The sequence below is a fragment of the Methanospirillum stamsii genome (assembly GCF_003173335.1).
In the GTDB taxonomy this organism is placed as follows: Archaea; Halobacteriota; Methanomicrobia; order Methanomicrobiales; family Methanospirillaceae; genus Methanospirillum; species Methanospirillum stamsii.
The window spans coordinates 60,945-83,998 of record NZ_QGMZ01000011.1 but is presented as its reverse complement, the minus strand read 5'-3'; the positions used below and the strand labels follow the sequence as shown (position 1 = coordinate 83,998).

Sequence of the window (23,054 nt, the reverse complement as noted above, 5' to 3'; positions counted from 1 at the left end):
CTTGCTATCATATGATAATTATGATTTTTTTTAAAATCTCTGCAAAATCTATTCAAGAAATGATGAAAGCGGACCCTGAAATATTGATCCCAGATGCCCTTTTCCCGCTTCAGTTATTATTCTGCCTTGAGGTGAGCGTTTGATAAAACCCATCTGAATAAGATAAGGTTCATAAACATCTTCAATTGTTCTTGGTTCTTCTCCAACTGAAATAGAAATCGTTTTAAGTCCTACCGGACCTCCCCCGAAATCACGGGCAATTACTTCAAGAATCCGGCGATCCAGGATATCAAGACCTTTTGAATCCACACCTAGTGCGATAAGAGCAGTATCTGCAATATTCTTATCAATACACCCGGTACCCCGGACAATCGCATAGTCATAAACTCGCTTTAGTAAACGATTGGCAATTCTTGGTGTCCCTCTTGACCTGCAGGCAATTTCTGAAGCTCCTTCTTCTGTAATGGGAATGTTAAGGATTGAAGCAGAGCGAATTATGATGACCTTCAGATCAACCGGATCATAGAGATCTAATCTGAGTATAATTCCAAATCTGTCTCTAAACGGGGATCCCAGGAGTCCAAGTCTGGTTGTTGCTCCAACAAGAGTATAACGTTCCAGTGGTAATTGAATTGTTCGTGCTGATGGCCCTTCACCTATGAGAAGATCAATAGAATAATCTTCCATTGCCGGATAGAGTATCTCTTCAATGACAGGAGAAAGACGGTGAATCTCGTCAATAAAAAGGATATCTTTCTCCTTTAATGGTGTCAGAAGTGCTGCCAGATCACCCGGACGGTCAAGCACAGGTCCACTCGTTGTTTCAATTCCTGATTGCATCTCTTTTGCAATAATATTGGCCAGCGTGGTTTTTCCAAGTCCTGGAGGTCCGGAAAAGAGAATATGATCCAAAGGACGGTTTCTTTTTCGAGCAGATTCAATAGCAACTAAAAGAGCATCTTTTACAGATTCCTGACCAACAAATTCTGTAAGGTATCCTGGTCGTATAGAGGGTTCATCATGGTCTTCTTCCTGTATAGCCGGATTAATGTGTTTTGTCTGCATAAAAAAATCAGATTATTTTTTCCTAAGTTCAACGAGAGCCTTTTTCACAATATCTGTGGAATTTTCCTGATCAATTTCTTTTCTGACTGTAAGTAATGCCCGTTCCGCTTCATCGCTGGAGTAACCTAAGGATATCAGAGCTAATAATGCATCCTGCATCGGAACAGATTCATCATCTGTTATATCATGTTCAGTAATAACATCAGATATTTTATTTTGCAGTTCGAGAATTATTCTTTCTGCTCCTTTCTTACCTAATCCTGGAACTTTTGCTAGAACATCCGTTTTTTTATTAAAAATTGCTGAATAGATTTCAGGTATTGAAAGTTTGTTTATTATTGATAGTCCTGTTTGGGGTCCGATATGTGAAACCGATATAAGCAGACGAAAAAGCTCCGCTTCGATTGGTGATGAAAACCCAAATAACTGGAGAAGATCCTGTCTTACTATTAACTCAGTATAAAGGATAGTTTCCTGGTCAGATAATGATGTATTAATTACCTTATCAGTAACCCGCACTTTATATCCGATTCCCCCTGTCTCAATAATTATATGTCCTTCACTTTTGTGGACAATAACTCCACGAATTCGTGCAATCATCGTAAGTCACGTATCCAGTTCATATGACAGAGAGCAAGAGACAATCCATCTGCAGCATCATCCGGTGTCGGGATTTCTGTAAGATGTAAAATTCTTGTAATCATCATTTGCATCTGTTTTTTATCAGCATTTCCTGAACCGGTAATGGCTAATTTTACTTGTTTTGGAGTGTATTCAAAAACCGGAATCTGGTGTTTAGCAGCTGCTAGAAGAATCACTCCTTTTGCCTCACTTACCTGAAGGGCTGTTGTGGTATTTCGGGAAAAAAAAAGTTTTTCAATGGACATAGATGTAGGACCATAATTAATTATTAGTTCCTCAATTTTTTGGAAAATTACCAGTAGTCTGTCCTGAGGTTCTCCGGTTTTCGGGGTTGTTTTAATACAACCCCATTTTAGGACATCCGGAAATTTATCATCTTTCTTAATAATTCCATAACCGCAGCTGCCATATCCTGGATCAATTCCAAGTATGATTTTTAATTGTTCTTTCACAAAATCCCTTTATTAAATATCCGCGGGATGTTTCCGGATTATTTTTTCTTCATCAACCTGATGTTCATTCCAGATACCCTTATGAGTAATTAACCATTCCTGGGCATTTATTTTATCATCTTCCATATGAGGAATAACCCTGACATATGTACCATCAGGTTTTAAAATCCGTTTCTTTGTAGTGTCCCTTAAATGAATCGGCAAGATGGTTGATATAATCTGGGTTCGAATTTCTTTGTCAAGAATCGGGAATAAAACTTCGATACGCCGATTTAAATTTCTCGGCATGAGATCGGCACTACCCATAAGAATAATTTCATCCCCTCCGTTATGGAAATAGTAAATTCGTGAATGTTCCAGAAATCTTCCAACAATTGAACTCACTGTGATATTATCCGAAATACCTGGTAGTCCGGGTCTTAAGCAGCATATTCCACGTATCTGAAGGTCTATTTTCACCCCTGCTTCAGAAGCTTTATAAAGTGCCCTAATCATTTCCGGATCCTGAAGGGCATTGAGTTTAAAAATTATATGTCCGTCATGGTGTTCTTTTTGTCTTTGAATCTCCCGGTCAATAAGAGAAAGAACTCCTCTTCGAATATATTTTGGAGAAACCATCAGGTGATTATATGACATGTAATTTGAGTAACCTGTAAGGGTGTTGAAAAGATTGGAAACATCAGATGCGATCTCCGGATCTGCAGTAAAAAGTCCGATGTCTGTATATATACGTGCAGTTGTGTCATTGTAATTTCCAGAGCTCATATGAACATAACGGATTATTCCATCACGTTCACGTCTGACTATAAGACATAATTTTGCGTGAACTTTGAGTCCCATGATTCCATAGACAACATGAACTCCGGCATGTTCAAGTGCTCTGGCCCAGCCAATATTATTTTCTTCATCAAATCTTGCTTTTAATTCTACAACAACAGAAACTGCTTTCCCATTTTCACGGGCGTCGAGTAATGCTCTTATTATTGGTGATTTCGATCCTGACCGATACAATGTCATTTTTATGGCCAGGACATCCGGATCATGTGCTGCCTGATGTAAAAAATTGATAACCGGTTGAAAACTCTCATAAGGATGGAACAGAATAACATCCCGTGTTCTTATTCTGTTAAAAATCTGTTTTTCATTCTCAAGAAATTTCGGGACCGATGGTATGAATGGAATATCTTTCAGATCCGGTCGGTCCAGTTCGAACAGACACATAAGATCTGACATTCCTATCGGACCGTTCATACGATAGAACATATGAGGATATCCCGCAATTTTTTCAGCCATCATGGCACAAACTGATTGATCCATCCAGGAGGAAACTTCAATACGTACCGGTTTTCCAATCCACCTTCTTCCAATAGACTCTTGTACTGCAGTAAGGAGATCGTCTGCTTCATCTTCTTCAATTTCAACGTCGGCATCACGGGTTACTCTGAATGGATATGATGCCCTGACATCCATTCCAGGGAAAAGAATGTCCAGATTTTCAGATATTACTTCCTCAAGAAAAATAAATTCAGAGATTTCAGTATCTTCATTATTTTCTTCTGAATGAACTGGAATAAGTCTTGGAAATAACCGGTTTGGTATTTTTATTCTGGCAAAAAGGTCTTCTGTTTCTCCGCGTTCACGCAAAATAACTGCAAGATTTAATGCCAGGTTAGAAATAAAGGGAAAAGGATGGGATTTATCAAAGGCCAATGGGGTTAAAACCGGAAATATTTCTTTTATAAAATAATTTCTTAAATATCGTTTTTGGTTTTCGTGTAATGTATCATAGGAGTGAATTATGATTCCGGCTCTTTTGAGCTCCGGTATAATGTCATCATTCCAGATAGAAACAGATTCTTGCAGTAGTGGCAGGATGCTTTGATATATTGCATCAAGCTGTTGGCCCGGTGTCAGGCCATCCGGAGGTGCTTTAAGTACTCCTTCACGCAATTGCTGGTGAAGCCCGGAAACTCGAATCATAAAAAATTCATCGAGATTATTTGCAAAAATTGCGAGAAATTTTACCCGCTCAAGTAATGGATGACTAGTATCTTTTGCTTCATTCAGGACATGGTTGTTAAATTGTATCCATGAAATTTCTCTATTTATATATAGGGATGAATCCCGGTATAGTCTGTCTTTTTGATTAATAGGATTTGGATTGTCTGAGTCAGGATTCATAAATATTTCCAGAATAATAAGGAGAAAAAAGAATAAGTACTTGACGGGCTGTGGAGAATTTACAGATCTACTCCACTTTCATATTGGAAAGATTTCATAAAATTATGGATAAAACCACTTACAGAACTTTTATCAGAGAAAGACATTACTACTGAAGGACTCTGATTTGATTCCGATCCCTCAATTGATGATCCGGAAAACCCTGAACTTATTTTTCCAGCAACAGCATAATCTTTAGCAGATATATCATATTCAATACCTTCTGCTAACTCATCTCCATTGAGTGGATATTCGATATCTTTCGTTCCATTTGTCAGGTTATTTACTGAGATATTTGTAGAATTAGTCAGATTTGACTCTTCAGCAAGAACTCCCTGCATTATCCCTGCAAGAATCAGACTTAAGATAATTATAAAAATTGAGAAATTTTGTTTCATGTTTTTTCCAGGTTTTTTATTATGTAATTATGCATTATTTTTATTATAATGAATTGTTTGTGGTATTTGGGATATCTTTTTTTATTTTTAAGAAAATGAGATAATTTTTTCACGAATTTGTTCCGGATTTAGTATATGATCTATTTCTCCGGTCTCAATTGCAGCCTGTGGCATGCTTTTAATGGGTGATGTAAGAGGATCCTGGGCAATAGTGATCCCGCCAATTTTATGCAGATGGTATAATCCATTTGCTCCATCCCTTCCCATTCCTGTCAGAATTATCCCCATAATCTTATCCTCGGTTCTTTTTTGGATACTGAGCAAGGTCATGTCAACAGCTGGACGGACACCATGAATTTTTTCATTATTATCAAGTTTAAATATCCTGTTTTTTTCTAATAACAAATGGGAACCTGCTGGAGCAATAAAAATTTTTCCTTCGGTTAATGGTAAATTTTCATTAATTATGATTACCTCCATTTGTGTGAGTGCTGCAATATGGTTTCTAAAGGTTCTGGTAAATGTCGGAGGAAGATGCTGAACAATGATGATTGCCACTTTAAGGAGAGGAAAACCTGCGAGTATTTTCTCTAAAATATAAGGGCCCCCGGTAGATGATCCAATTATTACAATCTTCATGAAAGTATTTACCTGAAATAAATTATTTTGGGATATATCTCAAAAAAAACCCTACTTTTTCTATCAGTTCTTCATTATCAAATGGCTTGGTCAGATAATCGATAACATATTCCTGAAGCCCAATCATTTTTGAATCCGGATTATTTTTTGCAGTAAGCATTACAATCACGATTCTTTTTTCAAGCCCGCTTTCAAGAATTGCAGAAATGGTATCCCATCCATCCATTTCAGGCATCATAATATCAAGTAATAAAACTCCGCTAAAGCCATCTTTTAAAAAATTAATGCATTCTTTTCCACTACTTGCAGCAATAACATTAAACCCGGCATCTGACAGGATTGTTCTGACGGCGATTCTTACATGTGCATCGTCATCGACAATCATTATATCTCCTTTTATTTCATTCATTTTAATTTCCTCAGATTTATAATAAACCAGATTTTCTTTTAATATTAACGTCCGGATTTTTATTTAGTTGTACCTGAAATGTGGTTCCTTTCCCTGCCCCATCACTAAACACAGAAATTTTTCCTGAATATATTTCTACCACCCGTTTGGCAATTGCCAGACCAAGACCATGAGATCCCCGTTCATGTCTTGAATTGTCTGCACGATAAAATTCATCAAATATTCGGGTAATGTGTTCTTTTTCTATACCTATTCCAATATCTTCAATGGTAATTACGATAGAATCACCGATATCTTGTGCCTGGATAGTTACTTTTCCTTCAATAAATGAATATTTTATTGCATTTCCAATAAGATTTCCTGCCACCGTTTCAAAATGCATTGGTGACATCATGATTTTATAATTTTTTGGAATAATATTTATAATTTCAAGACTTTTTTGATGAATAAGATATGCATTATCGCTGATTACCTGGTTGACCATTTCCCATATTGCAATTTCCTGAATATCAGAAATCATATAGAGGCTGTTCATCTGAGCGAGTTCGAGAATTTTCGAGACCAACTTTCGAATAGTAGCGACATCTTCAATAGAATTATCAAGAAGTTCTCCAATTTCCGGATCTGATACCTTCTTTCTGATATATGGAAGAATAGCAACTAAAGGTGTCAGAGGGGTTTTTATATCATGTCCGATTAACTGGATAAATTCATCTTTTTGTTTGAGAAGTTCTTCAATCTGGATTGTTCTTCTCCGTACCCTGATATCAAGTTCACGGTTCATATCAAGAAGCTGAGTTCTCATTGCATCCAGTTCAAGAGTTTTTTGTTCTAGTTCTGTAGCATATTTCATCAGATGTTTTTCTACATCTTTTCTCTCCGTGATATCTTGTAAAATTCCAAAAGAACCCTGTTTAATGCCTTTTTTTATTAAGGGTTTACCTTTTATCCGTAGATATTTAAATTTTCTTTCCTGAAGACTAACCCTAAATTCAAAATCAAAATCGGAACCTAATTTTAATGCATTAGGGAAATATTTTTGTAATTTTTCTTTGTCCTGGGGGTATGAACGCTGAATAAAATCTTCAAGATTCACATAATTTTGTTCCGCTGGAATTCCTAAAAGGGTGAATACTTCAGGAGAAACTCTAAAAAGATTTAACGAAGAATCATAGGACCAGACTCCCATTCTGGCAATTTTTTGCGCCTCCTCGAGTTTCCATTCAATGTCAGAAAGGAGATCTCCATATTGTTTTCTTCTGGAAATATCTCTTATGACCCCTTCAATGCCTTGTAGCATTCCTTCGTCATCATAAATTAATCTGCAACTAATTGAAGAATATAAAATATGGTTATCCGAGGTGAGGAGCTGAATCTCATAATCCTTTACTCCTTCATTACTGATGATATCAGATAAAAAAATTGGCCAGTATTCCGGAGGATGAATAATATTTTCAAATGAAATTCCTTCTAAATCATGAAATGTTTCATAACCCAGGGTCTTGACCATGGATCGATTTACCGTTTTTAAAAATCCGGATTTATCGGTCATAAAATACATGTCCCCAATTTGATCGATAAGACCCTGAAATTTTTTTTCACTTCTCTTTAAGATGTCTTCAATCTGTTTTTTGGAAATCCCTGTTTCTATCACACTGGCAAGAATTTTCAGGGTGGTAATTTCAGTGTGTATCCATGACCTGGTATCTGATTCATTAAAAAAAACCAGAATTCCACTTATAATATTATTATGAATCAGAGGAACCATGATCATTGAACCTGATTGCCTTTCCCTCATGAGTTCATTTATTATTCCCGAAGTATCATTTTGTTTAATGATTATTGGATGATGCTTTTGCAATTGTAACAAAAGCGTCATAAAACAAGGATCTGTTTCGATATTATCAAAATCAGATCCGATAAGATATCCATATTTGTTAGACCAGAGGTATTTTTCCCGGATTTTTATCTTCTCAAATTCGGTTTGGATATCTAAAAATGAAGAGTATCTTATATTCATTACCTTACCTACCCGGCTGATAATTTGTTGAATTCTCTCTTCCGGGTGATAATCTAAAACATGTGATCCGGTAATTTCCAGAATTAATTTTAATAATGTTGTAATTTCTGTTTGATCATGAGAAGACATATCTTCAGATAATTCTTGTTTTTCCGGATTACGGGTAATTTTATTTATGTCAGACACTACCTGTTCACCTGATTTAAAAATCGTAATTTTGAAAATAAGTCTGTTGGTAAATCCTAATAAATTTCTAAAACTTCCAGATACAAGTAAATGATTCGACTGCTTATCATTTAAGGTATTATGCATGACTAGTGATATTCAAAAATCGTCAAATATTGAACCAGTCATTGTAACAATTGAATTGGACAGGGATTTTTTTTCAGAAGAATTACAAATAATTTCAAAAATAAATAAAAAAATCTCTTCAGCTGAAATTTCTTTGTCACCAGATGGAAGATCCCTAAATGCATTTTTATTTAAACTCGATCCGGATCATTTTCAAAAAGTTATCGATGAACTGATCCTTTTATCCGGTCTAAATGAACGATATCAAAATGAACTGAATAACCCGTTTCATTTACTGATACAAAAAATATTCTCTATTAAAAGTTATGGAATCAGATATCGAAAAAGAGTATATGCAGGATATGCAGATGAACGGAAAGTTATCGGAAGAAAGGAAAAATCTTCTGATCGTGGTTCTTTTTTTTATGCAAACAATAACTCTTTTTCCAGTAATATAAATCAATTGCCTGCAGAATACATGAATAAGGTTCTCTGTGGTGATAGCGAGGTTGTTCTATCGACCCTTCCGGATAATTGTATTGATATAATTATTACTTCTCCGCCATACAATTTTGGACTTGAATATTCATCTTCAGGAGATAGCAAAAAATGGGATCAATACTTAGAAAAATTATATTGTGTATTTTCAGAAGGAATCAGGGTTTTAAAGTATGGAGGGCGTTTTATTGTAAATGTCCAGCCTCTTTTTTCTGATTATATTCCTTTACATCATCTTCTTTCGAATTTCTTTATGAATAATAAAATGATTTGGAAAGGTGAAATTTTATGGGAAAAAAATAATTATAACTGTAAATACACCTCGTGGGGGAGCTGGAAAAGCCCAAGTAGTCCTTATCTCAAGTATACCTGGGAATTTATCGAAATTTTTTGTAAAGGGACATTAAAAAAACCAGGAAAATCTGAAAATGCTGATATAAGTGACGAAGAATTTAAATCATGGGTCGTTGCGAAATGGTCAATGGGTCCTGAAAGAAGAATGAAACAATTTAATCATCCGGCTATGTTTCCTGAAGAACTGGTTGAACGGTGTCTAAAATTATTCAGTTTTAAAGGTGACATTGTGCTGGATCCTTTTAACGGGGCCGGAACAAGTACTCTTGTTGCAGCGAAGACTGGAAGAAATTATCTGGGGATTGATATATCTTCTGAATATTGTGAGATTGCCCGTGATCGGATCTCCGGATTAACTACAAAAAATTCTTCAAATGGTGATAAAGGTATTAAAAAAAGTAGTAATAAGAATATCAATCCCGAAGCCGAAATAATAAAAAAGAGACGAGGACGCCCGTCAAAACAAAAAATACTGAAATCGGAGTCGTCTCAACACCACCTTGATGGGTTTTATTCTGTTTAACGGTAATCATTTCACGGGCATAATTTAAATTGGATATTGCATTAATATTCTCCGGATCTATTTTTAATGCCTGTTCGGATGCAATAATTTCTTCTTCAAATTCTCCAAGAGCACCATGAGCTGTTCCTTTCAATATCCATACTTCAATTAATGTTGGATCTTTTAATAAAGCGGCATCTGCGCTTGTTATTGCTTTTTCAAATTGTCCGGTGTTAATAAAAACTGATGTCATGGTAGCAAGGTAATATTTATTATCCGGATGTGTTTTGTTTACATCCTCGAGTAGCTGCATTGCCTCCGAATTATTACCATTTTTAGAGAGAAGTCCCGCTTTTGTGATTTGTGCGAGATAAAAATCAGGTTGAAGGGAGAGTGCTTTATCGAGAAAATCCATTGCCATTTGATCAGATCCCTGAGATGCTGCATCAACAGCCTGATTATAATATGAAACAGCATCCACAAGTGGACCTTCCATTTGTCCGGCATAAGCAGGTGTGAAAAATAATCCCATGAAAAATAAAATTGATAAAGTAAAGAGCAAATGCGCTTTTAGAAATTCTTTTATCATCGTTATTAATCCGTTTCATGATTATATGCTATTATCGTCTAAACAAGGACTATTTTAGGTATTCAAATATTTGTAGCGAGAATAAATCGAGCATGTTAAATGTTAGCATGGCTCATAGTAGCAGGAATATGTTTGGCTTACCTGCAATAACGCTCCTTGCAGTTGGAGGAGCTGTGATTATTATTACGTTACTGCTATTGTTTTGGGGCTTTTTTTACCAGGAGGGTAACTGATGGCGGATATCACAACTATCGCCATTGTAACGATATACTGTCTTTTGATGATTGGTATTGGGGGCTGGGCTTCAAAAAAAGTGAAGAATACAGAAGATTACCTTGTCGCCGGAAGATCACTGGGATTCTGGGTTTTTGTCCTGCTCATGGTGGGGACGGTATGCTCAGGGATGTCACTCCTTGGAGTTTCTGGTTTAGGATTTAAATTTGGCTGGCCCACAATTTGGGAACAGATTTTCGTACCTCTTTCTATTGCATTTTGTATCATTTTCTTTGGGGTAAAGTTACATGCAATAACGAGAGAAACCGGGTATATTACTGTCCAGGACTATCTCGCACATCGCTATGACAGTCCGATGACACTCAGAACATTATCAGCCATTGCAGGAATAATTGTCTCATTTGTATATCTGGTTGGTCAGTATACTGCAATTGCTATCGTACTCATGTGGCTTTTCGAAATTCCACTCTGGCTGGCCCTTATTATTGCTACACTGGTAGTCACCATATACACTACTATTGGGGGTCTATATGCAGTGGCATGGGCTGCGTTAATCCAGTCACTGATTCTTATCGGTGGTGTTTTGATAATGGCCCCGATCATTATTTTTTATGCTGGTGGTTTTACCCATGTTAATGAATTCATGGCATCAGTTGATCCAAACCTTGTCCAGCCCTGGATGCCGGGAGGTATGGTTTTCACACCATCATATCTGGTATCCTTTGGAATTTTGTTAATGATAGGTCTTGCCTGTGCTCCTCACGTTATTAACAATGTCCTGGCGGTGAAAGATGCACGGTTATTTAAATGGGCTCCGCTTTTAGGATTTTTGATATATGGAGTAGTCATGTTCTTGTTAAAATTTGCTGGTTTTGCAGGAATAGTATTGGTAAAAGAAGGAGTATTTACCCTTCCTGATGTTGCCAATGCACAGGACTTTGTAATTTTATATGGGATACAAAATGCCATTCCCCATATTGCACTCTGGTCAATTTTTGCAGTAATAGTTCTTGCTGCTGTCATGTCCACTACTGACAGGCTGATGCTCACGATTGGGGCAATGTTTTCATGGGATATCTACAAAAAGATAATTCGTCCTGATGCTCCTGATAAACAGGTACTATTAATCAGCAAAGTTGTAGTGGTTCTTTCAGCTTTAGTAACCATGATTCTTGCCTTAAATCCACCTGAAATGCTGGCTTTCCTGATATGGATGGGAATTGGAATCATGCTCTCAACATTTGCAGTCCCACTACTTGCCGGATTATACTGGCGGCGTGCCACAGGTACAGCAGCAATTGTGAGTATGGCTTTAGGTCTTATATCTGCAGGAATTTTTGGTGCATACTACCAATACATCGAGAAATTACCTCTTCATTTCAGTTTCTATGCAGTCCTTGTATCATTAATTGCGATGATAATTGTAAGCCTTGCAACAGAACCAGTAAGTGAAAAAATTCTGGATGAAACCAAGACCGGTTGGTTTATCCGCTGTCCTGAAAAATAATTTTTTGTATCCAATTTTTTTTATTATTGTACCATAGCATGAGTAACTATTAACTGAAATATGGATTAGAATAAGTAAGAGACATGGTTCACCCATCAGGTAACTCAATAATTAAAGCAGCAGGTCTGGTTTTTGGTGACATCGGAACCAGCCCGATTTATACTCTTGCCGTTTTATTTCTTTTTCTTCCAGCCAGTCCGGAAAATATTATGGGTACAATTTCTCTCGTATTCTGGACACTCATTATCATGGTAACAATTCAGTACACTATTCTTGCGATGCGACTTTCTGAAACAGGTGAAGGAGGAACTCTGGTTTTGAAAGGAATCCTTCTGCCCTTGTTAAAAAAGCCCAGTGTTCTGGCGATATTCACACTTTTAGCCACTCTTGGAATTTCACTGATGATTGGTGAATGTGTTATTACTCCTGCTATCTCAATACTTTCCGCCGTAGAAGGAATAAGGCAAATTCCAGGTCTTGAATTAATCTCACAGGACTGGTTGATATTTCTTGCAATTATTATAGCATTAGGATTGTTTTTATTTCAAAAACGAGGTACTGAGGGAGTATCAAAAACCTTCGGTCCTGTAATGGTAGTCTGGTTTATTACCCTGTTTGTAACCGGAGCAATATCTGTTTCATATAGTCCTGAAATACTTGGTGCATTGAATCCTTATTATGCAATACAATTTTTTCTTAATAATGGAGCAATGGGATTTTTTTCTCTTTCTTTGATAGTCCTTTGTGCCACTGGTGCAGAAGCTCTGTTTGCTGATATGGGCCATCTTGGCCGTGAACCAATTCAGTATGCCTGGGGTTTTGTTTTTATTGCGGTATTATTTTCATATCTCGGTCAGGCGGCATTTTTATTAAGAAATACTGATGTATCTAATCCCTTATTTGAGATGATCTTTTCTGAATCACAAATTCTTTATATTCCATTTTTAATCCTTATGATATTGGCAACAATTATCGCATCACAAGCAGTAATAAGTGGAATTTTCTCTATTATTTATCAGGCTATTACTACTCATCTTCTCCCTATGCTTCCAGTGGATTATACCTCCGATGAATTACGAACCCAGATCTATATTAATACGGTAAATTGGTTGCTTTGTTTTGCAGTAATTTGTGTTTTGATAATCTTTCAGTACTCTGAACGTCTTGCAAATGCGTATGGTCTTGCAGTCACCGGAACAATGTCAATTACCGGTTCTTTCATGATTGCGATTTTTCTTTGTAAGCGAAAATATCTCTATGTGGGTCTTGCGATGCTGGTAACTCTTGTTGATATTTCATTTTTCTTATCAACGGTTTCAAAGATACCTCATGGCGGATATCTCTCCCTGGTGATCGCAGCCGTTCCCTTTTCAATAATTTTGATTTATATCAATGGTCAGAAGGCTCTGTATAAGGCTATGAAACCAATGAGTTACGATCAGTTTATAAAAAAATACACTCGCGCTTACAAAAATGCCAGGCATCTCAGAGGAACGGCACTTTATTTTGCCAGATCTCTTGATCAGGTTCCTGCATATATCTCCCGGACCATGTTTAATAATGAGATTATCTACGAAGAAAATGTGATAATTTCTCTTGATATTAAAGAAGAACCATATGGTTTCTCCTGGCATTTTGATAAAAAAATTGAGGAAGGTCTCTCACATCTTTCTATTCAGTATGGATACATGCAGATTATTGATCTTATGCGAATCATTCGTGATGCAGATATCCAGGAGAAGACCATCTTTTATGGCATGGAAGAAATTGTTACCAACAATATTATCTGGAAAATATTTAATGCTTTAAAAAGACTCTGCCCTTCATTTGTACAATATCATCGGTTACCTTCTCACAAGGTACACGGTGTAATTACCCGTGTTGAGTTATAATTATCTTTTTTTTCATAGAAAGATGATCGGTTTTATTACTATGCAGGAAGAGTATTCTATCAGGTGATAGAGCATGTGCACCGTTGGCGGACCCGTGGATATTGATTTTGATGAAGGGCTTAAAGCGAAAAGTTATAAGTGTAAGGATTGCGGCAGTAGTTTTAATACTATCGGAAAAAACATTCGCTGCCCCACCTGTGGTTCAGATAATTGCACTGAAGATGCATGATTTTTAAGTTCACGGATGAATATCTTTGTGTTCGTAAAGAGAATGCGTTTATCCTCATAGGGAGGGTTCTCAGCCCTTTTACTCTTTTTATTGAAACGTATTCTGAAGAATATTGTCAATATCTGGAATATGGTGAACTGGTAATTGTATCAGCTCCTGAAGATGGAGATATCGGTCAGGCAATAATTTTGTTAGAACTAATCCGTGAATATCATTCACCATTAATCGTTCTACCAAAGAATCACCCCGGGAGTAAAAGATTGAGGATGGTAGTTTCTGCTGGTGATATGATTGAACTTAACTGTTCAATTGAGCGTGGTACTCATCCGGAACAACATCTACTTTGTGGTTCAGAAAAAATGACCGGAATTGTTATTCAGAAAACTGAAGATGGAGTTACTATTTCCGGTATAACTGATGATGCACAGGTAAATATTATCCCCAGAGAAAAAGGTAAAATCAGTTTTGAATCAGTTCTTCCATTCTGACTAATGGAACAAGGTTGATTCCCATTTTATTCATTGTTTCAGTTGCTCCTTCATTTCGATCTACGACAGAAATCACATTTTCTATGATCCCACCAGCATTTCTTATCTGTTCAATACCAAAAATAGCAGATCCCCCTGAAGTTGTCACATCTTCAACCAGAAGTATTTTTTTCCCAGATACTTCTCCGATGAAAAGACTTGCTAATCCGTGTCCCTTTTGTTCCTTTCTAATAATTATATAGGGTTTACCACAGGCAAGTGATACTGATACAGCAAGGGGTACAGCCCCGACTGCGACTCCGGCAACAGCATCAAAATTATTTTCGATATCAATTACTTCTGATGCAATCTTTTTTAGTATCTCCGGATTTGTAATCGCTTTTTTGATATCTATGTATACTGAACTTTTTTTCCCGGAAGCAAGAGTAAAGTCTCCAAATTTTATTGCTTCAGCAGAGATAAGCATCTCTTTTAATGTTTGTGTTACCATGGTACCTTCTTCAGTCCCATTTTATACCCGATAATATTCACTGTTCGATGCAGAAGAGGAGTTATTACAAGTATGGTGATTAATAAAGAAAAATTCATCGTATTAATCATCCATTCAGGATCGCATAATAGTGTCAACAAAAGAGCTCCTATCACAAAATCATATTGGTCTATAAGAAACCATTCACCCCCGCGTTCAATCCCTTTTCGTCGTTTAAAAAAACTTTTTATCATATCACCTAATAATGAACCAAACGCGAGAGTAATAACTGCAATAATTGAATGAGGGAAAAACCAGGGAACCATTCCAGAATTCTCGGCAAATATTTGACAAAAGCCAATCAGAATTCCTGCGAACACTCCCAAAATAAATCCCCGTATTGTTTTTCCGTCTCCAAAGATGCGTTTATTATCTGTCCATTTCTTGCCGAAATCTATGGGGGTCCCCCCTCCTCCAATTGCTGCAATATTATTAGGAAGATACGCGGGCAGCATCAGCCATATTGCAGAGCCGATAAGAACCGCTCCTTCTATGACAAAAGATACAAAATTCACCATACCTATAAGGTTAGGTTTCTGCATACATATGAGCAGAAGATGGTTCAGGGTATGGAAATACCAATTGGTGGTGATAGTATACTCCTCAAGAAAACGAAAAGTCTCTGTCCAATTTGTAAAAAAATACTGGAAGCAGAGATTGTGGAAAAAAACGGAAAGGTGTATATTGATAGGACCTGTCCTGATCATGGATTCTTTTCGTATTTGTACTGGGATGATGCCGAGGCATGGCGCAGATATGAAGACTTTGATATTAAAGGGAATGGTGTGAGTAACCCCCAGGTTATTCGTGATAATAGCACATGTCCTTTTGACTGTGGTCTTTGTAATAACCATAAATCTACAACATTGCTTGCGAATATCGATTTAACAAACCGATGCAATCTTAATTGTGATTTCTGTTTTGCCAATGCACGTGCGTGTGGTTATATTTACGAACCCACTTTTGAGCAGGTTAAATCCATGCTTGAACTGCTTCGTTCAGAAAAGCCAACTCCTGCTCCAGCAGTTCAGTTTGCAGGTGGGGAACCAACGCTCAGGGAAGATCTCTTTGAGATTATTGCTTTGGCCAAATCTATGGGTTTCATGCAGGTACAACTTGCAACAAATGGTATTTTGATTGCCAAAGATCCGGAATTTGCTTTAAAATTAAGACAATCCGGCCTTTCTACTGTTTATCTTCATTTTGATGGTGTTTCAAAGGAGACAAATTTTAAATTAACCCATGATCTAAAGGCAATTGAAAACCTGAGAAAAGCTAAACAGGGAATTGTTCTTGTTCCCACAATTATCAAAGGGAAAAATGATCATGAGCTTGGTGACATTGTCAGATTTGCAGCTGAAAACATTGATGTCATCAGGGGAGTAAATTTCCAGCCGGTTTCATTTACCGGAGCAGCTTCCCTTGAAGATATTACCCGTGAGAGAATTACGATTCCTGAATTACTCGATAGAATAGAATCACAAACTAAAAGAGAAGTAGAAAAGGAAGATTTCTATCCGGTACCTTGTGTTGTTCCAATCAGTGATTTTGTTGAAGCATACACGGGAAAACCACAGTTACGGTTTACTGCACATCAACATTGTGGTGCAGCTACTTACGTATTTGTCAGAGATAAAAAAATTGTTCCGATTAACCGGATGATAGATGTTGATGCATTTTTTGAATCAATAGACCGTCTGACATCACAACTTTCCTCCGCGGGGCCAATTAGCCGGAAGATGGTTGCAATAAACGGTATTAAGGAACTCTATTCCTCTATCAAAAAGAGTGAAGAGGGAGGAAAAGAACTCTGGACCAGTCTTGGAAAGGCACTTATTACACATAATTTTGATTCTCTTAGAGAATTCCATTGGAATGCACTTTTTATTGGAATGATGCATTTTATGGATAATTATAATTATGATATCGAACGAGTGAGCAGATGTTGTATACATTATGCAACACCAGATGGAACATTAATTCCATTCTGTTCCTATAACAGTGGCCCGGTTTTCAGAGAACAAGTGTGGAAAAAATATAGTCAGCCGTTAGATTAATTTTCATTTTTTATTTATGCTAACAATTATTCCTAAACCAACTGACATACCCTCAGATAATTCAACCCGGATGGTCATGGATGAACTGGACCGAATGGGATATCCCTATAAGGTTCGGTTCCTTGAAGCAATTGATCCTTTTTCTGATGATTTATCTAATGAAACTATCTGGATTTGTGGTATAAGGCAGAATGGACACAACTTTGAATCATTGCAGGCTCTTTCACTTAAAAACCGGATTATAAATTCTCCTGAGGCAATTGTTACCTGTGCCAGTAAGGTGATGACTTCAGCATTATTGATAAAAAATAACGTTCCTACACCTAAAACATTTTTTACTGAATCGAAAATTATAGCAGGGAATTTTATAAAAAAATTCTCCCGGGCTGTATCAAAGCCGGTGTATGGATTTGATGGAGTTGGAATTCACCTGGTTGAAAAGTTGAATGATCTTGGAGATCCGCCCTACTATCTACAGGAATATATACCAAATGATAGAGACTTTCGCGTTTTTGTTATAGGCAATCGGGCTGTTGGAGCAATTATGCGTGTCTCTGATCACCTTACCCATAATATTCATCAGGGAGGTTGTGGCTTCGCTATTGAGATACCTGAAGAAATGGAAAGAATTGCAGTACAGGCAGCGAAATGTGTAGGAGTAGATTATGGTGGTGTTGACCTCTTGTGTTATAATGGATCATATACGGTTCTGGAAGTCAACGGAACACCAAACTGGCATTGTATGCAGGCGCCAATCCCGAAATTTCTTGCAGAATACCTGATATCACAGGTAAAATAAGAACAAAGTGCCTTTTCAGGCACCCATTTCTATTTCTTTTAATGTTCTTTCTGCAAGTTCATGCATTCTATCAGCCATCCGGGCAGCAGATGGATTATCTACTTCTCGCATTGCTTTTGCAATAGCATTTCCAAGCACGAATATTGCATATTTATGCTCTACTTTACTCCGATGACTTTGAGAGGGAGTTATTTCCAAAGCATCATATTCAGAAAAATCAGCTTCCGGGTTTTGTTCCTGCAGGTAAACTCGGACATCCGAGAGCATAGTATGAAGTGATATCAGTTCTTCTTTATGCACACTGTATCTCCACTATTTGTTTGGTGAGAGATCTATAAAAAAAAATAGGATGGTCGGTGTTATTTAAATGGGATCAGTCGCAATGTTGCAGGCGTCCTTACTATGCCCGTAAATGCGGGTGCAGCAAGATACCTGATACCTTGCAGGGATACAAGATCCAGAAGTTGTTGGTTTACTTCCTGATCAATTACCAGTCCTTCAATGGTTTTCCCTTGTATGTCAATTGAATCTTCAATCTCTCCTGCCTGCATCTCAACAATTTTCTCTCCTTCCGGACCAATAAATCTCGCAGTTCCATTATTCCTGACTTCTCTGATATGGGCGAAAACAGTTCTTGGACGCTCTTCTGGAATGATATCATCCGGTTTTTCCTGAATTTTTTCTTCTTCAGTAAGAATTTCTACTGGACTTTCTAATTCAGTATTATCTTCTACCGGTAATGGTTGTTCTTTTTGTTCAGGATAATTTCTGAACTCTACAACTTTTTGTTCATTATGAGATGCCAGGTATTCAGCGATTCTATCTTCCTGAACATATTCAATTGGAACTTTATTCCTGAGTGCTTTTATTATCTCTTTTCTGGTTAAATCTTCAACCGATTCTCCCCTGGGAGGGTATGCTACAAAATCAATCTCAGTGACTTCCAGGAGTTCACGTAAGATTAAGTCTCCCCCCCTGTCTCCATCAAAAAATGCGGTTGTAGTTTTTTTCCTGCACATGTCAATGATAGTCTTTGGGATACTTGTCCCTTCTACAGCAACTGCATTTTTGATACCGGATTTGAGAAGGTTTATCACATCTGCTCTTCCTTCAACGACTATAATTGCATCTGATAACAGAACATTTGGCCCTGCGGGAACATTATCCAGTCCAATTGTTGCAATTTTCTCTATTCGTTGACTTTCCCGAACGGCATCAATTAAAGATTCCGGATCAATACCTGGTTCTTCAAATTCTAAAAGTAATACTTTTGCACGCTCAATTATCTGTGTTCTCTTCGTTATTCTTACATCTTCAATTTGAATTACCGAAATTTCTGATGTACAGGGGCCGACTCTGGTTATTGTCTCCATGGATGCAGCAAGGATGGCTGTTTCCGCTCTGTCAATTGATGTTGGAATGATAATTTCTCCTAAAGATTTACCCAGTTTACTTGATACTTTCACATCAATTCGTCCGAGTTTTCCTTGCCTCTGGAGTTCTCTTAGTTCCAGTTCCGAACCCAGTAATCCTTCGATCTGACCAAAAATTGCTCCAACAACGTCTGAACGGTCTACCACCCCGTCTGTCTGGACAGCCAGATGAATACGATATTTAGTAGTATCCTGTTCATACACTCAAAAACCCTCCACTAATAATAAAATGAATCATATGTACCGGAGATTCATCTACCAGAAACTATATAAGTATTGGTATCCGGGTTCTGGGTTTTAATCTCTTTCAGCTTTTTGAAAGAGGGTTAAAATATCTTCACGCGATATTCCGGAAATTTTCACCTTCTTAATCGTAGAAGTATGGCCTGAAATAATAGTTACAGTATTTTTCTGTATTTTAAGTGTTTCAGCAATGAGCGCGATAATATCCTTATTTGCTTTTCCTTCAATTGGCGATGCTTTTACTGCAATACCAAAAGCATTTCTCCATATATTAAATCCAATTGGGAATCCGGGATTTTTTGAGTTGGTTGTAACCTCAATGCTAAAAATAATTCCATCATCAGTATCTTGTATTGTTTTCTCTATATCCGATGATGATAATGTCAGATTGAATCACCCATCTTATATTTTGTTCTCTTAAGGAAACAAAATTTTGTTGTTAAACAGATATTAAAAAAGGATAAACATTGCACATTGTGATAAACAATGAATCGTAAAAAACAAGACTTTATGAATGATTGTCGCCTGGCACTAACAAATATGGATCACAAGTGGCTTTTGCCGTTCTTCACCTATTAAACGCCCTCAGCCAGGCGGTGCCATAAATTTGTACCGTTTCCGGGTTGTCCCATGGATCACTCTATGATTCCTCATCGTATCACCCGGGGACCTATGGAAACGAGGAGAAGGCACTCCTACTACATATGTTCTATGAGATTATAACCTCTTCCTGGGATCCATAGTGATGGGTTATTATTCAGAACCGATGTAAAAGGATCTGTATTATTATTTATTTCAGTTTTATGCATTTTATAAAAATCTCCTTCATTAAATACAACCATACCTCCCAGAATTGTTTTTTCAGGAAAAATGGCAGTCATACCCTCATAAGGAGTCCAGTTCGCGGCACTGTGAAGGGATTCAGATTCAATTTTTGTTACTTCATCTGGATAAATTGCGAAGTCAGCCCTACAACCAGGTGAAAACCCTGCACTTTTTATTCCTAACATTTGTGAAGGGTTGAAAGAAGTTTTTTCAATTATTTCTGTTAGTGGTATTTTCTTTTCATGATACCAACCCATGAGCAGAGGTATCATTGTCTCTATACCTGGAATACCAGAAGGTGCCTGATGAAATGCCTGATTTTTTTCTTTGGCAGTGTGAGGGGCATGATCTGAAGCGATAATCTGTATCCTATCCCAATAAGAAAATAATGATTTTCTGGTTTTTTCTGATCTGAGAGGAGGATTTACTTTTCCTCTGGTATCATCGGGAGAAAAAAGATCCCGGGAAAGGAAAAGGTGATGAGGAGTCACTTCAATTGTTGCTGCATTTGCGGAAATTGCGTCTATTGCAAGAGGTGAGGAGAGATGACAAAAATGAAGTCTGCATTTAGATTTATTCTGCTGAATAACACTCAATACTGATTCTTTTTCTCCATTTTCAGATCTCAGTAAATCATGAGAGATAAGGGTATCATCTACTCCATCAGTTACCTGTTCTGCATGAATGGTCATGAGTCCATCCCAGGCAGAAATCCGGGTCATTGCATTTTGCAGGGTAGTTTTGTCAATTGCTTCTCCATAACTGGAAGCTGCAGCGAATGTTTCGCCAAAGGCAAAGACCCCTTCTTTCCATATTCCAGCCAAATCTGTATCAGCAGTTACAGCTCCGTTTATCGCAAATCTGCAAAAGGCCTGTTCGTGAGCAAGTTTAACCCGATCCTTTATCCGGTCCGGGGTAGTTAAAGGAGGGATGGTATTTGGCTGGTCAATAACAACGGTAATTCCCCCTGCAAGAGCACTTTTCGTTCCGGTTTTCCAAGTCTCTTTCTCATGCTGGGGACCGTCCCTCATATGAACGTGAACATCGGTTCCTGCAGGTAGAACAATTTTTCCTTTACAGGCTATATTATCATTACAATTTTCAGAAGATCCAATATGGGTAACAATTCCATTTTCAATGGTAATATCCGCAATCCTTCCGCCTGGAATTAATACATCCCGTAAAACCAGATTGTTATGCTCGGAGATCATATTTTATACCATATATTTAAAATTTTTAACCGGTTATGATATCCGGTTCTTTTTCCATCTTTTGAATACAAAAAACCCTGCCCCTCCAACCAGAATGAGAGGTAAAAGAGTAAGAATTACAATGAATAGCCATACTACGGTATTAAAAAACCCTTCTATCCCCTCGCTGATAACTTCTGGAATAGAATAACCTGATGGTGTTTCAACCTGTGCAGGCTCTAAAAGATTTATAGTAATTGTGGAAAATGAAGTCCTATTATCAAGGTATTTCATTCGACCCACAATTCGATCAAGTTGAACCTGAACACGTTCAATTTCTTTTTGAACTTCAAGAATTTCAGATACATTTTGTCCTTTAACCAGTAACCGGTTATATTGTTCAAGTTGATTCGAAAGAGAATTTTTTTGCGCAACAAGGTCGATATATTCTTCAGTTACATCTTCTGCTCTTATTGAACTGGAAAGAATTTTCCCTATAGATTTGAGTTCTAATAGAGCTATATCAAAAGAATCCGCGGGAATTCGAACCACAACAGTTCCTGAATATTTGTTTTTCGTTCCCGCGATAATGGAAGAAGATTGAATTATTCCGTCATATTTTTCTGTAATATTCTGAATAATTTCTGCTGAAGAAGAAACATTCTGCACTTCAATTTTTACCTCTGCAGTTTTTATTATTTTTTGATCTGATGATACTGGTTTTTCTTCAGTATTTCCACCATAACCAGAAGGTGCTATTGTTGCCCTCACATTCATAGCTATTGGAGCTGAAGGAGATTCCTGGGCACTAGTCCAATCTGTTTCATCGGAAGCCATTTTTATGACAGATTCCGGATTTACATTCTCATAGGCCATACAGCCTGCAGTAAATAAAACAACCAAAACCATTAAAAAAATAATTGCTGAAATAAATTTCATAGAGTATACTATACGACAAAAAATAAAAGATCAATGGTAACTTCGAAAAATTCTGAAGTCTTTATCTTACTACAACAGTTGATACCCGGGCATGGCTAAGAATGTAAGTACTTACACTACCAAGGAGAATACGAGCTCCTAATCCCTTTCCGGTGGAACCTACTGCAATTAGATCTGCACCAATTTCTTCAGCAGCGTTTAATATTTCACTTCTTGGATCACCTGTCCGTACCAGGATTTCAACATCGACACCCCGGTCATATGCAAGTTCTTTTACTCTTGCCATTACCTGATCTCGTTCATCGTTTACAATCCTCTCTCTTATCTCATGTAATGTTGAAATTCCTTCATAACCTGCTGCTCCTTCAATAGCAGCATATTTTGCAGGAGAAATAACATATACCACACAAGCTCTGCCTTCTTCTTTTATGTGCTCTAAAACCCAGACGAGAGCGTTATAAGCTTCTGGAGAACCATCAACTGCTACAAGCATTGTTCCAGCCATTATTCACAGAATATACACTGTATACTTTAATAGTATGCCGGATTGTATATCATTAGTAAAAAAACTTGATAAAAAAATACTCGTCAGACTTAATAACTGGAAGAT

At 37.2% G+C, this 23,054-nt stretch carries 24 protein-coding genes; 7 read left to right on the top strand and 17 right to left on the bottom strand.

Annotated elements, in window-relative coordinates; translation table 11 throughout:
* Nucleotides 1-48: 48 nt before the first annotated feature.
* The 8 genes from ruvB to DLD82_RS05550 all read right to left on the bottom strand — a co-directional run bounded on the left by ruvB (nucleotide 49) and on the right by DLD82_RS05550 (nucleotide 8,031).
* Nucleotides 49-1,065, bottom strand: coding sequence for a Holliday junction branch migration DNA helicase RuvB (gene ruvB / locus DLD82_RS05585; protein ID WP_109940120.1), 1,017 nt, complete (start codon nucleotides 1,063-1,065; stop codon nucleotides 49-51).
* Nucleotides 1,066-1,077: 12 nt separating this feature from the next.
* Complete coding sequence (gene ruvA, locus DLD82_RS05580; RefSeq protein WP_109940119.1) at nucleotides 1,078-1,665, bottom strand: Holliday junction branch migration protein RuvA; 588 nt, start codon at nucleotides 1,663-1,665, stop codon at nucleotides 1,078-1,080.
* A complete protein-coding gene (ruvC, locus tag DLD82_RS05575) occupies nucleotides 1,662-2,159 on the bottom strand; it encodes a crossover junction endodeoxyribonuclease RuvC (protein WP_109940118.1) in 498 nt (165 codons plus the stop codon). Before ruvC ends, ruvA begins: the two co-directional genes overlap by 4 nt.
* Before the next feature lie 12 nt (nucleotides 2,160-2,171).
* Nucleotides 2,172-4,340, bottom strand: a complete 2,169-nt coding sequence (gene ppk1, locus DLD82_RS05570) for a polyphosphate kinase 1 (protein WP_109940117.1) — start codon at nucleotides 4,338-4,340, stop codon at nucleotides 2,172-2,174.
* A 59-nt stretch (nucleotides 4,341-4,399) separates the two neighbouring features.
* A complete protein-coding gene (locus DLD82_RS05565; protein WP_109940116.1) occupies nucleotides 4,400-4,777 on the bottom strand; it encodes a hypothetical protein in 378 nt (125 codons plus the stop codon).
* A gap of 87 nt (nucleotides 4,778-4,864) precedes the next feature.
* The gene (locus tag DLD82_RS05560; protein ID WP_109940115.1) at nucleotides 4,865-5,416 is read right to left on the bottom strand and encodes a CheB methylesterase domain-containing protein; all 552 of its coding nucleotides are present in this window, start codon (nucleotides 5,414-5,416) and stop codon (nucleotides 4,865-4,867) included.
* 22 nt (nucleotides 5,417-5,438) lie between these two features.
* Nucleotides 5,439-5,825 carry a response regulator gene (locus DLD82_RS05555; protein WP_181391271.1) on the bottom strand — a complete coding sequence of 129 codons (387 nt, stop codon included), beginning with the start codon at nucleotides 5,823-5,825 and terminating at the stop codon, nucleotides 5,439-5,441.
* 16 nt (nucleotides 5,826-5,841) lie between these two features.
* On the bottom strand, nucleotides 5,842-8,031 hold the full coding sequence (locus DLD82_RS05550) for a sensor histidine kinase (RefSeq protein ID WP_181391270.1): 2,190 nt from the start codon (nucleotides 8,029-8,031) through the stop codon (nucleotides 5,842-5,844).
* A gap of 124 nt (nucleotides 8,032-8,155) precedes the next feature.
* Between DLD82_RS05550 and DLD82_RS05545 the strand changes: the two genes are divergently transcribed.
* Nucleotides 8,156-9,511: a DNA-methyltransferase gene (locus DLD82_RS05545; protein ID WP_109940113.1), complete on the top strand. Its 1,356-nt coding sequence runs from the start codon at nucleotides 8,156-8,158 to the stop codon at nucleotides 9,509-9,511.
* Here the strand turns inward: DLD82_RS05545 and DLD82_RS05540 are convergent.
* Nucleotides 9,402-10,022, bottom strand: a complete 621-nt coding sequence (locus DLD82_RS05540; RefSeq protein ID WP_181391269.1) for a tetratricopeptide repeat protein — start codon at nucleotides 10,020-10,022, stop codon at nucleotides 9,402-9,404. The genes DLD82_RS05545 and DLD82_RS05540 overlap by 110 nt on opposite strands.
* Before the next feature lie 289 nt (nucleotides 10,023-10,311).
* Between DLD82_RS05540 and DLD82_RS05535 the strand changes: the two genes are divergently transcribed.
* The 4 genes from DLD82_RS05535 to DLD82_RS05525 all read left to right on the top strand — a co-directional run bounded on the left by DLD82_RS05535 (nucleotide 10,312) and on the right by DLD82_RS05525 (nucleotide 14,429).
* Nucleotides 10,312-11,820, top strand: a complete 1,509-nt coding sequence (locus DLD82_RS05535) for a sodium:solute symporter family protein (RefSeq protein WP_109940111.1) — start codon at nucleotides 10,312-10,314, stop codon at nucleotides 11,818-11,820.
* 83 nt (nucleotides 11,821-11,903) lie between these two features.
* Nucleotides 11,904-13,712 (top strand): KUP/HAK/KT family potassium transporter, encoded by a 1,809-nt coding sequence (locus tag DLD82_RS05530; RefSeq protein ID WP_109940110.1) that lies wholly within the window; start codon nucleotides 11,904-11,906, stop codon nucleotides 13,710-13,712.
* Nucleotides 13,713-13,785: 73 nt separating this feature from the next.
* The gene (locus DLD82_RS18210; protein WP_146199702.1) at nucleotides 13,786-13,941 is read left to right on the top strand and encodes a hydrogenase maturation nickel metallochaperone HypA; all 156 of its coding nucleotides are present in this window, start codon (nucleotides 13,786-13,788) and stop codon (nucleotides 13,939-13,941) included.
* The gene (locus DLD82_RS05525; RefSeq protein ID WP_181391268.1) at nucleotides 13,938-14,429 is read left to right on the top strand and encodes an alpha/beta hydrolase; all 492 of its coding nucleotides are present in this window, start codon (nucleotides 13,938-13,940) and stop codon (nucleotides 14,427-14,429) included. Before DLD82_RS18210 ends, DLD82_RS05525 begins: the two co-directional genes overlap by 4 nt.
* Here the strand turns inward: DLD82_RS05525 and pyrE are convergent.
* Together pyrE and DLD82_RS05515 are read right to left on the bottom strand one after the other, a co-directional pair.
* Entirely contained in the window at nucleotides 14,401-14,919 is a 519-nt protein-coding gene (gene pyrE / locus DLD82_RS05520; protein WP_109940109.1) for an orotate phosphoribosyltransferase, read from the bottom strand. The genes DLD82_RS05525 and pyrE overlap by 29 nt on opposite strands.
* Nucleotides 14,913-15,413 carry a CDP-2,3-bis-(O-geranylgeranyl)-sn-glycerol synthase gene (locus tag DLD82_RS05515; protein WP_245920382.1) on the bottom strand — a complete coding sequence of 167 codons (501 nt, stop codon included), beginning with the start codon at nucleotides 15,411-15,413 and terminating at the stop codon, nucleotides 14,913-14,915. Before DLD82_RS05515 ends, pyrE begins: the two co-directional genes overlap by 7 nt.
* A 114-nt stretch (nucleotides 15,414-15,527) precedes the next feature.
* Here DLD82_RS05515 and tes point away from each other — a divergent pair, with 114 nt between their 5' ends.
* Together tes and DLD82_RS05505 are read left to right on the top strand one after the other, a co-directional pair.
* Nucleotides 15,528-17,015, top strand: coding sequence for a tetraether lipid synthase Tes (tes, locus tag DLD82_RS05510; protein WP_245920375.1), 1,488 nt, complete (start codon nucleotides 15,528-15,530; stop codon nucleotides 17,013-17,015).
* Nucleotides 17,016-17,031: 16 nt separating this feature from the next.
* The gene (locus DLD82_RS05505) at nucleotides 17,032-17,814 is read left to right on the top strand and encodes an ATP-grasp domain-containing protein (RefSeq protein WP_109940107.1); all 783 of its coding nucleotides are present in this window, start codon (nucleotides 17,032-17,034) and stop codon (nucleotides 17,812-17,814) included.
* 15 nt (nucleotides 17,815-17,829) lie between these two features.
* Here DLD82_RS05505 and DLD82_RS05500 read toward each other — a convergent pair whose 3' ends face one another.
* The 6 genes from DLD82_RS05500 to DLD82_RS05475 all read right to left on the bottom strand — a co-directional run bounded on the left by DLD82_RS05500 (nucleotide 17,830) and on the right by DLD82_RS05475 (nucleotide 22,949).
* Nucleotides 17,830-18,114, bottom strand: coding sequence for a UPF0058 family protein (locus tag DLD82_RS05500; protein WP_109940106.1), 285 nt, complete (start codon nucleotides 18,112-18,114; stop codon nucleotides 17,830-17,832).
* A 59-nt stretch (nucleotides 18,115-18,173) separates the two neighbouring features.
* On the bottom strand, nucleotides 18,174-19,451 hold the full coding sequence (gene dnaG / locus DLD82_RS05495) for a DNA primase DnaG (RefSeq protein ID WP_109940105.1): 1,278 nt from the start codon (nucleotides 19,449-19,451) through the stop codon (nucleotides 18,174-18,176).
* A 93-nt stretch (nucleotides 19,452-19,544) separates the two neighbouring features.
* Complete coding sequence (locus DLD82_RS19530) at nucleotides 19,545-19,820, bottom strand: DUF167 domain-containing protein (RefSeq protein ID WP_369333089.1); 276 nt, start codon at nucleotides 19,818-19,820, stop codon at nucleotides 19,545-19,547.
* A gap of 368 nt (nucleotides 19,821-20,188) precedes the next feature.
* Entirely contained in the window at nucleotides 20,189-21,526 is a 1,338-nt protein-coding gene (pyrC, locus tag DLD82_RS05485; RefSeq protein ID WP_109940104.1) for a dihydroorotase, read from the bottom strand.
* Nucleotides 21,527-21,559: 33 nt separating this feature from the next.
* Nucleotides 21,560-22,444 (bottom strand): DUF4349 domain-containing protein, encoded by an 885-nt coding sequence (locus DLD82_RS05480; protein ID WP_109940103.1) that lies wholly within the window; start codon nucleotides 22,442-22,444, stop codon nucleotides 21,560-21,562.
* Between the two features lie 61 nt (nucleotides 22,445-22,505).
* On the bottom strand, nucleotides 22,506-22,949 hold the full coding sequence (locus tag DLD82_RS05475) for a universal stress protein (RefSeq protein ID WP_109940102.1): 444 nt from the start codon (nucleotides 22,947-22,949) through the stop codon (nucleotides 22,506-22,508).
* Nucleotides 22,950-23,054: the final 105 nt, after the last annotated feature.

Coding starts and splice junctions, on each gene's coding strand:
- DLD82_RS05565 (WP_109940116.1), bottom strand. CDS start 4,777: ATGAAACAAAATTTCTCAATTTTTATAATTATCTTAAGTCTGATTCTT.
- DLD82_RS05540 (WP_181391269.1), bottom strand. CDS start 10,022: ATGGGATTATTTTTCACACCTGCTTATGCCGGACAAATGGAAGGTCCA.
- DLD82_RS05530 (WP_109940110.1), top strand. CDS start 11,904: ATGGTTCACCCATCAGGTAACTCAATAATTAAAGCAGCAGGTCTGGTT.
- ruvB (WP_109940120.1), bottom strand. CDS start 1,065: ATGCAGACAAAACACATTAATCCGGCTATACAGGAAGAAGACCATGAT.
- DLD82_RS05480 (WP_109940103.1), bottom strand. CDS start 22,444: ATGAAATTTATTTCAGCAATTATTTTTTTAATGGTTTTGGTTGTTTTA.
- DLD82_RS05475 (WP_109940102.1), bottom strand. CDS start 22,949: ATGGCTGGAACAATGCTTGTAGCAGTTGATGGTTCTCCAGAAGCTTAT.
- DLD82_RS05515 (WP_245920382.1), bottom strand. CDS start 15,413: ATGCTGCCCGCGTATCTTCCTAATAATATTGCAGCAATTGGAGGAGGG.
- pyrE (WP_109940109.1), bottom strand. CDS start 14,919: ATGGTAACACAAACATTAAAAGAGATGCTTATCTCTGCTGAAGCAATA.
- ppk1 (WP_109940117.1), bottom strand. CDS start 4,340: ATGAATCCTGACTCAGACAATCCAAATCCTATTAATCAAAAAGACAGA.
- DLD82_RS05560 (WP_109940115.1), bottom strand. CDS start 5,416: ATGAAGATTGTAATAATTGGATCATCTACCGGGGGCCCTTATATTTTA.
- DLD82_RS05535 (WP_109940111.1), top strand. CDS start 10,312: ATGGCGGATATCACAACTATCGCCATTGTAACGATATACTGTCTTTTG.
- DLD82_RS05555 (WP_181391271.1), bottom strand. CDS start 5,825: ATGAATGAAATAAAAGGAGATATAATGATTGTCGATGACGATGCACAT.
- DLD82_RS05505 (WP_109940107.1), top strand. CDS start 17,032: ATGCTAACAATTATTCCTAAACCAACTGACATACCCTCAGATAATTCA.
- DLD82_RS05525 (WP_181391268.1), top strand. CDS start 13,938: ATGATTTTTAAGTTCACGGATGAATATCTTTGTGTTCGTAAAGAGAAT.
- ruvA (WP_109940119.1), bottom strand. CDS start 1,665: ATGATTGCACGAATTCGTGGAGTTATTGTCCACAAAAGTGAAGGACAT.
- DLD82_RS05545 (WP_109940113.1), top strand. CDS start 8,156: ATGACTAGTGATATTCAAAAATCGTCAAATATTGAACCAGTCATTGTA.
- pyrC (WP_109940104.1), bottom strand. CDS start 21,526: ATGATCTCCGAGCATAACAATCTGGTTTTACGGGATGTATTAATTCCA.
- DLD82_RS18210 (WP_146199702.1), top strand. CDS start 13,786: ATGTGCACCGTTGGCGGACCCGTGGATATTGATTTTGATGAAGGGCTT.
- tes (WP_245920375.1), top strand. CDS start 15,528: ATGGAAATACCAATTGGTGGTGATAGTATACTCCTCAAGAAAACGAAA.